Consider the following 6,365-nt stretch of genomic DNA (forward strand, 5'->3'; position numbering starts at 1 on the left):
GTTGAAACTCCCGGTGTAGAATGAGTTTGACAACCAAACCTACCCCAGGAGTTTCCCCATGAGTATAGCCCAATCAGACACTGTTTTAGATGGCCCCATCACCATAGAGTATCAAATGACATCTGTTTTCTGTCAGACAGATGACTTCCTCAAGCAAAATCCAAAGCTGGCAAACTGGCGAAATTCCAACAACCACCAGCCTGAGTTTACTGATGCTGAGGTCATCACCATCGCCCTGATGCAACCTATCTTCGGAGTGTCCAATCTTAAAAGAGCCTATCTGCTCACCAAGAATTTCTTTGCCAAAGCCTTTCCTAAACTACCCAGCTATGCCCAATTCATCGCCCGTCTTCATGCATTGGCCCCCTTTATCGGGATGCTGACGATGAAGATCGCTCTCAAAAGTGCGGGAGAAGGAAACGTATTTCTGATAGATAGCAAGCCTATCCCGGTGTGTAAGCCGATTCGACATGTGAGAGTTCGACTCTTACGCGACCAAGGAGCCTACTTCGGAAAGAATAAGGCAGGGTGGTACTTTGGTTTCAAGCTTCATCTGCTTGCCCATAGTGACGGTACAATTCTAGGAGCGGTTTTAACGCCTGGAAACTGGGATGACCGTGATGTTGCCGCTGCTCTTGCGGAAGGTTTAGAGGCAGAAAGCATTTTGATTGCCGACTTGGGTTATCGTGACTCCAAAGAGCTGGAACCTCTGCTAGCGGAGCAATATGGTGTTGTCCTGGTAACGCGCTCTCACGCACCAAAGCAATTGCGCCCATTGATCTCTTGCATCCGTGAGCGCATCGAGACTGTCTTTTCTTGCTTCTGGAACCGTTTTATGGACTTAGTTTTTTCCCGTTCCTTCGTGGGACTATGGAGTGCCATCCGTATGAAAATGCTCCACTACACACTTTGCAAGGCAGGAATCTTGCTGCCGCTCAACCCATGACTGGAGTTTAGCTACCCGAAAGACAGATAACTGACATGAATAGTACGACAATAGCGACCAGGGCGCAAGCCAGCGAACAGCCCATGACCCGCGACGAAGCGATTGCCTGGATTGTGACCGAGCAGCGCAACCGGATTAACAGAGCAGACGCGCAGTTTTGCCACTACCGCGCCGAGCAGATAGCGCCGGGTAAGGTGAAGATGTGGGGACCACGACAGCCCTACAACCTGAACTATGCCGAGAATATCTGCACTTGCCCCGATGCGAAGTGGTGCGCCTTGGTGAACACATGGGCGCAAGCCAGCGGCCTGACCGAGCGCTTGTACTGCAAGCACTGGCGCATGGCAAGGAGGCTGGCAGCACTGGCAAAGGCAGCGAGCGAGCAGACCAGGCCCGAGGAGCTGCGGCCTGGACTGGAACAACGCATGGCCTTCGGAGCGCGATTGGTGGGGGCCGTGGTGAGTGCTGAGAGTGACGAGAGCCCAGCACAGAAGCTGGCACGGATGCGCGCTGAGGACGACGCCCGGTACGACGCTTGGGGCAACAGGACCACGAGCGACCATGAGCGGTTCACGGTGAGCCAAGTACGCGAGCTGGCCGACGATTACCGGGCCACCAGCTACAACCCCACACTAGGTGACTGTGACGGCCAACGATACCTGACCCAGCTACGTGAGCGCATGGGAGGGCAGGGGCTGTTCTTCTTCGTTGACAGGCGAGGGCCGGTGCTGGAAGTGATCTGCCAGCGAGCCAACGGCCAGCGGCAGGTACGACGCTTCGCCTTTGAGGAGACACAGGGCGCGGTGTGACCCACCAGGCCGGGAGGGTGGTTGGTGCCAAGAGCCAGCCACCAGCTCGGCCACACGTGGACCCCGAGGAGGACTGCCTGGCCCCGCTGTGTGCCTTGTGAGCGTGCAGCGCGTGGGCCGGGTTGGGCGCGGAGCGCCCGACCCGGCTTTCTTTCCCTGGCTGGCCCTGACGGCGGCGGCGCGCTGGCCTTCCCGAGCTGCACCCGTGCTTCGTGCCGACCGACGCAGGAGCACCGGAGCCGCTTCACGCACTGGCACCAAGAGAGGAGATTACACCCAGGCCACTTCCTGACCGCCCGGCGGCAACCCCTCGACGACGACCGGCTCGACGACCGAGCGCCCCCACTCTGGCCCCGCTCTGATTGTCAGTTTTTCTACGGGCCGATGGTCTAACGCCTATACAGATTCGATACATACCACTTCTACACCACCTTAACACGCATGAAAAACTGTTTTCCGCGCCTTGTTTCCGCAAATTTTCCGTATTTAGGTAAGCCTCGGACATTGGCGAAGCCAACACGATAGCTCTTACTGCGATTCTGTGGACGGTTGGGGCGGTAGAGAGGTAGGCTCGGAGTCGGTGAGGGCTTCAGCCCTGACTGATGCGCCTCTGCGAGCCGTTTCATGCGCTTTTGTGGGGTTGTGGGAAGGGGAGCGCCCGGCAGCATGATACGGCGAGCTTAGTCTGTGAGCGTGTGACGCACCAGGCCAAAGCCCCCTGCCGAAGAAAAGGGCCGTAGAACTCTCTGAGAGCGCCCTACAGCCCTGGAACCCGATCATGGGACTAGGAACCCCTCTGTGGGCCTTACCTAATCCCCTGCCGCCAGCGCCACGGTTCGATAGGAGCGCTGGCAGACCAGAGCGCCTTCTTTTCACCCCTGGCTACAAGCTCGGCGTCTCGTATATCCGTGGCTCCGGGTGCTGTTGCGGTATACCACCAGGCGTTCCCGGTGAAGGCGAGCTCTAGCGACACATCTTTCGAGCGGTCCGTGACGATGCGAGCGATCAAGCGCCCGTACATGTCGGTGCCCATGGGGTAAACCGTAACGTTCTGCTTTCCCATCCACTGAGTAAGGAACTTCGTGGCTTGGGGACCGCCGGGCTGGTTCCGCTCAGGTGCATCAATCCCGAAGAGTCGCACTTTCAGGAGCTGCTGAGCGACGACAGAGGGAGGACCGGGCGCGGGTGGTGCGGCGGCTATCTCGAACGTATCGCCATCTATCACCCGTTCCACACGGGCCGAGTAGCTACCCGAGGGGTTGTAGTTCACGGTTTGCTGTGACAGCAGGACCATGGAGCTGTCGGGGTTCTTCAACCATGCCGGTATGACGAGCGCCGCGAGCGCTGCTCCTGTCCCCAGGGCGTACCGTGCCCAGCCGGGCCGCATCTTGATGGTTGCCATTACTTTGCCTTCCCTAGTGGCCCGTTTAAGCGCGAGGCCGTGCGCCGTGAAAAGATCCGCAGACCTCGCACAGTGGCCCGTGTGGTGGCCCTGACGGTTGAGAGCGGCCCTTCCACGGGTGGCACGACGTCATTCGTTTTCCTTCGCATCCAGAACATGAGCATTTTGTAACGTATCCTTTCCGGGCTTTAGCCCGTGTGCTAGTCATTCCACCCGATGATTAGCGCGGAGGCGTTTGTGGCAGGAATGGCAGGGAACGCAGGAGCGACGGTGGCGACCGCTCCGATTAGGCTAACGATGGGCCTTGCCTGACCTTTTAGCGCCCCCGAGGTGATGAGCAGGAACCCACCCCAATCGAGCCCGGTAGCCCTGTGAGGTTCACAGCGAGCGCGGAGGAGCCAGCCGCGACAGTGACAGGAACTCCTTGCCCTTCCAGGAGCGCCGTTGTGATTGCAGTTAAGGCACTGACCGCGAGATTCGCGCTGGTGATCGCCTCCGCGACCAGTGCCATTGCATCGCCCGGAGCGGCACGGGTCCCGAGAATCTTACCTGCCGTGCCCTCTGCAAGCGCCCCGAGGCCACCCTGCGCCCATACGGAGTCTCGCACCTGGGCGGCTGTGGGGAGCTCGTTGAGTGAGCGCGTGAGGAAAGCAGCTCGTGCAGCGGTCCAGTCTTCTTCCCAGAGAATTGCCACGGAAGAAGGAAGGATTCCTGAGCCTGAGACACTGAGCGCACCCTCTGGCACATCCGATAGACCCGCTGAGATGGTCACTCGCCAGAAGTGCGTAGAACCTACCCGTGTGGGAGTGAGCGCCGTTGGTGCAGCTCCTCCCCCGGAATATTCGACGGTGGGGGCGGTCGCGCTTGCGTAGATCGCTCCCGCCGTTGTGAAGATGGGGATAGATAGCACAAGCGCTACCCCTCGCAATGCCTTTGCCATAATGTAACGTTCTCTTTCTGTTGATTAGCTGGCAAGCAGGGTTGCCAGACCGAAGTTGATTGGGTTGGGTGGGGCGTTACCACCGTTTTCGGGTGGGATATTAGTGTCGAATCCGTAGTATGATCCGTTCCATGTCAGTTTCCCGCCTAGTGTGTTGAACAATGCTAGTCCGGGCGGTCCAGCACCGGTATTGTAGTTGGTGAGGTTTCCTGCCGCGCTGACCATGTAGGTTCCTGCGCCCAGGACTACCGGGGTGACATAGATTGCTCGGTAGGAACCTGCAACAAGATCATAAGGACCCGCACCGAAGGTTGCGGTTAGCCCTGCCACTGCTGTACTCGTTGCCATGTTCCAGACCTTCACCGTTGCCGTTCCATTGGTCGCCGCCCCGTTGTCTACAAAGATTCCCAGCCCTGACACGGTGATACTTTGGCCCGATCCTACTGTGAACTTCTCGCCCATTCCCCAGATGAAGGTCTGGTTCTGGTTCACTGGCCCTGCTGCATAGATCACCCATTCACCAGGAGCTGCTAGGAGCTTCTGGCCGGGTGTGATCAAGTCAGAGACAGGGCCACCGCCTAGAGTGCTCACGGCAGCATTTCAGGAAGATCTGAAAGCTCCAGAACCACTTCTTCCAGCCCTAGCACCACTTCGGCCCGTGAGGGTAGCAAGACACTCTCGTACCACTCCACTTCGGGAACCGAGAACAACGCAGCGAGCTCCTCAGCCGTCACCAGCCCATCCGCGACCATCTGAGCCGCGAACCCTGCCAGCATTTTAGAGTCCCCGTTAATCACTTCTGAGTCTGAGATGGTCGGCACAAGCGCACTGGATAGCCCCGCCCACTTCTTAGAGACAGTGCCACCTAGTTCAAGAGCTCTAGTGAGGACACTCCGTAGCCAGACTTTTAACTCTTTACCGCTGATGCTCTGCACTGCCGTTTTGCCCCGCTCGTTGGGGTTCGGGCCGATCTTCCGCTCATTCAGAAGCGCCAGCACATCGCCCGGTTCCTTGCCCTCGTAGCCTTTCCCGGTGGGGTCTTTGGCAAGCTCCGTACGAAGCGCATCAAGCTGCTCTTTACCTAGCACCAGCAGGCTTGCCAGCAACGCCGAAACCGCCGCCCGATCAATCATCAAACCGTCTGTACTTCTCATGTCTTAATTTTCCTACTCTTTTTTCTGTGGGGCTTCAGCCCCTGCTTCTCGTGCCGCCTCAAGCAGCGCGTCTGTGATTCCGCCTAGGCTTTCCAGGGCCTTCTGTGGCCTTCCATCGGCGACATGGTTAATCAGCATCCCTAGAGGCCCGGAGAGCAGCGCGATGACGAGCTGCCCCCGCTTCACTCCTAGACCCTGCTCTAGCGCCCATCGGGTGAAGATGCCGAGTTTCATAACGAGCCTTTACCTTCAGTCTCTTTCGGGGCTTCAGCCCCTGCTTTAGTGCGCCTCTGTGCTGTAATCGGCTTACCGAGCGCCGTTTGAATGAGTGCAGTTATCAGCTCACCCTGCTGCTCTTGCATGGAATGTATCTCCGCTCTGAGCGCCTTCATTTCGGCTACGAATGATTTCCGCCATGAGGCTATTTCAGAGCGCACTCCGAGCACTAGCACCAGCCCGACCGCCGCACTTCCCCCCGCTTTCAGTATCTCCAACAGCATCGGATTCATCAGACCTCCTCACAAAAAGGGCCGGGGCCGAAGCCCCAGCCCGTTCAAGACATGAGAGGAGATTAATCACTCTCGACGACAACATAACCCGCTGGCTTCTTGCGAAACCCGTTGGCGTTGCAGTACACGATATTGATCTGACACTTGGAATTATCCCCGAGGAGAACGCCGAATTTAGCGAGGTACGCCGCCTTCATATCCACGTTGCTTGCCGTGGCCGGTGTCATGATTTGCAGGAGCCGGAACTCAGACGCCGCAATCTTCATGGTGCCGAAGCTCAGCGGCTTGGAGGCGAAGATCAGAGCATAGACCCCGAACGCCGCTCCTGATGCGCTGATTCGGTAGGTGGTCTGGCTGTTGAACGCGATTGCGATTGCCTGGCCCGTTTCGGTGACTGCGAACCCATCAACAGGAGCTGCTGTCAGTAGCCCCAGGCCGAGCTCCGTACGGGTTCTATTCAGGCTTGCGTGAAGGTTCTTGGCACTCAGCGAGTAGGAACCATCAGAGAAGTGCGCTGCCCCCCAAAAACTGGTCCAGTGAATGAGTTGGTATCCTGACAAGAGGCGGCTTGCCCGCCTCGGGAGAACCAACCGTGAAACAAGGTC

General features: G+C 58.1%; 11 protein-coding genes. 3 read left to right on the forward strand and 8 right to left on the reverse strand.

Annotation, left to right across the window (positions count from 1 at the left end):
- Positions 1-58 precede the first annotated feature (58 nt).
- The 3 genes from ACH2ED_RS08590 (at position 59) to ACH2ED_RS08600 (ending at position 2,148) form a co-directional block, all read left to right on the forward strand.
- The gene (locus tag ACH2ED_RS08590) at positions 59-946 is read left to right on the forward strand and encodes an IS982 family transposase (RefSeq protein WP_395090207.1); all 888 of its coding nucleotides are present in this window, start codon (positions 59-61) and stop codon (positions 944-946) included.
- Positions 947-981: 35 nt separating this feature from the next.
- On the forward strand, positions 982-1,755 hold the full coding sequence (locus tag ACH2ED_RS08595; RefSeq protein ID WP_395090209.1) for a hypothetical protein: 774 nt from the start codon (positions 982-984) through the stop codon (positions 1,753-1,755).
- 90 nt (positions 1,756-1,845) lie between these two features.
- Positions 1,846-2,148 carry a hypothetical protein gene (locus ACH2ED_RS08600; RefSeq protein WP_395090211.1) on the forward strand — a complete coding sequence of 101 codons (303 nt, stop codon included), beginning with the start codon at positions 1,846-1,848 and terminating at the stop codon, positions 2,146-2,148.
- A gap of 29 nt (positions 2,149-2,177) precedes the next feature.
- Here ACH2ED_RS08600 and ACH2ED_RS08605 read toward each other — a convergent pair whose 3' ends face one another.
- From ACH2ED_RS08605 to ACH2ED_RS08640, 8 genes are all read right to left on the reverse strand, one after another.
- On the reverse strand, positions 2,178-2,381 hold the full coding sequence (locus ACH2ED_RS08605; RefSeq protein WP_395090212.1) for a hypothetical protein: 204 nt from the start codon (positions 2,379-2,381) through the stop codon (positions 2,178-2,180).
- A 179-nt stretch (positions 2,382-2,560) separates the two neighbouring features.
- On the reverse strand, positions 2,561-3,049 hold the full coding sequence (locus ACH2ED_RS08610; protein WP_395090214.1) for a thermonuclease family protein: 489 nt from the start codon (positions 3,047-3,049) through the stop codon (positions 2,561-2,563).
- 424 nt (positions 3,050-3,473) lie between these two features.
- Positions 3,474-4,097, reverse strand: coding sequence for a hypothetical protein (locus ACH2ED_RS08615; protein ID WP_395090216.1), 624 nt, complete (start codon positions 4,095-4,097; stop codon positions 3,474-3,476).
- A 24-nt stretch (positions 4,098-4,121) separates the two neighbouring features.
- Positions 4,122-4,688 (reverse strand): hypothetical protein, encoded by a 567-nt coding sequence (locus ACH2ED_RS08620; RefSeq protein WP_395090218.1) that lies wholly within the window; start codon positions 4,686-4,688, stop codon positions 4,122-4,124.
- Positions 4,685-5,251, reverse strand: coding sequence for a hypothetical protein (locus ACH2ED_RS08625; RefSeq protein WP_395090220.1), 567 nt, complete (start codon positions 5,249-5,251; stop codon positions 4,685-4,687). Before ACH2ED_RS08625 ends, ACH2ED_RS08620 begins: the two co-directional genes overlap by 4 nt.
- A 12-nt stretch (positions 5,252-5,263) precedes the next feature.
- Positions 5,264-5,485, reverse strand: coding sequence for a hypothetical protein (locus tag ACH2ED_RS08630; protein ID WP_395090222.1), 222 nt, complete (start codon positions 5,483-5,485; stop codon positions 5,264-5,266).
- Positions 5,482-5,760, reverse strand: a complete 279-nt coding sequence (locus ACH2ED_RS08635; RefSeq protein WP_395090224.1) for a hypothetical protein — start codon at positions 5,758-5,760, stop codon at positions 5,482-5,484. Before ACH2ED_RS08635 ends, ACH2ED_RS08630 begins: the two co-directional genes overlap by 4 nt.
- Before the next feature lie 62 nt (positions 5,761-5,822).
- Positions 5,823-6,365, reverse strand: a 543-nt coding sequence (locus ACH2ED_RS08640; RefSeq protein WP_395090226.1) for a hypothetical protein, incomplete at its 5' end; no start/stop codon positions are given.

The sequence above is a fragment of the Armatimonas sp. genome, from assembly GCF_043757465.1.
In the GTDB taxonomy this organism is placed as follows: domain Bacteria; phylum Armatimonadota; class Armatimonadia; order Armatimonadales; family Armatimonadaceae; genus Armatimonas.

Excerpts from the sequence above, each read along its gene's own strand:
- ACH2ED_RS08590 (WP_395090207.1), top strand. The coding sequence starts at position 59 with ATGAGTATAGCCCAATCAGACACTGTTTTAGATGGCCCCATCACCATA.
- ACH2ED_RS08595 (WP_395090209.1), top strand. The coding sequence starts at position 982 with ATGAATAGTACGACAATAGCGACCAGGGCGCAAGCCAGCGAACAGCCC.
- ACH2ED_RS08605 (WP_395090212.1), bottom strand. The coding sequence starts at position 2,381 with ATGAAACGGCTCGCAGAGGCGCATCAGTCAGGGCTGAAGCCCTCACCG.
- ACH2ED_RS08610 (WP_395090214.1), bottom strand. The coding sequence starts at position 3,049 with ATGGTCCTGCTGTCACAGCAAACCGTGAACTACAACCCCTCGGGTAGC.
- ACH2ED_RS08615 (WP_395090216.1), bottom strand. The coding sequence starts at position 4,097 with ATGGCAAAGGCATTGCGAGGGGTAGCGCTTGTGCTATCTATCCCCATC.
- ACH2ED_RS08625 (WP_395090220.1), bottom strand. The coding sequence starts at position 5,251 with ATGAGAAGTACAGACGGTTTGATGATTGATCGGGCGGCGGTTTCGGCG.
- ACH2ED_RS08630 (WP_395090222.1), bottom strand. The coding sequence starts at position 5,485 with ATGAAACTCGGCATCTTCACCCGATGGGCGCTAGAGCAGGGTCTAGGA.
- ACH2ED_RS08635 (WP_395090224.1), bottom strand. The coding sequence starts at position 5,760 with ATGAATCCGATGCTGTTGGAGATACTGAAAGCGGGGGGAAGTGCGGCG.